General features: G+C 38.0%; 1 protein-coding gene and 1 pseudogene. Both read right to left on the reverse strand.

Going from position 1 to position 521, the window contains the following annotated elements; translation table 11 throughout:
• Nucleotides 1–273 (reverse strand): IS630 transposase-related protein (locus JMY09_RS14445; RefSeq protein WP_201624644.1); only part of this gene is annotated, 273 nt, incomplete at its 3' end.
• A gap of 71 nt (nucleotides 274–344) precedes the next feature.
• A pseudogene (locus JMY09_RS14450) lies at nucleotides 345–521 on the reverse strand (integrase core domain-containing protein); the annotation flags it as partial.

Genomic DNA, 521 nt, shown 5'->3' on the forward strand with positions numbered 1-521 from the left:
CTTTAAAGCATTAAAGATGCCCGTTTTACTACAGTTCAAGCGACGAGCTCTTTCATAGTTATAATCATCTGGGTATCTTTTTACGTCTTCAATCAATGCGTCATCAGGTATTTTAGTCGGTGCTTTATTTCTGGTTGTTTTAGGCGCTAATTTCTTCTGCCAGCTGTGAATGGTGCTGGTGCTAAGTCCATAAAATAGCGCAGCTTCTCGTATGGTCATACCATCAGTGATGCTAGAAAGTACCTGTTTGCGATAGTCTATTGAATAAGTCATCGTTTATTTCATTAAATGCAATTGTTAATAGGGTTGTATCGGTTTTATTTGGATTAGACTATACACACTTTTTAGGAAAGGCTCTCAAACTCAAAAGGCGATACATAGCCCAATGCACTGTGTATACGCTTTTTATTGAACCGATCTACCCAATTCAATGTGCAAGTTGTACATTCGCTAAACCTTGCCAATCTGCTTTTAAATATTCAATCACCTCTGTTTTGTATAACCTATGCCCTGTTTCAGCC

The sequence above is a fragment of the Psychrobacter urativorans genome (assembly GCF_904846695.1).
Classification (GTDB): domain Bacteria; phylum Pseudomonadota; class Gammaproteobacteria; order Pseudomonadales; family Moraxellaceae; genus Psychrobacter; species Psychrobacter urativorans.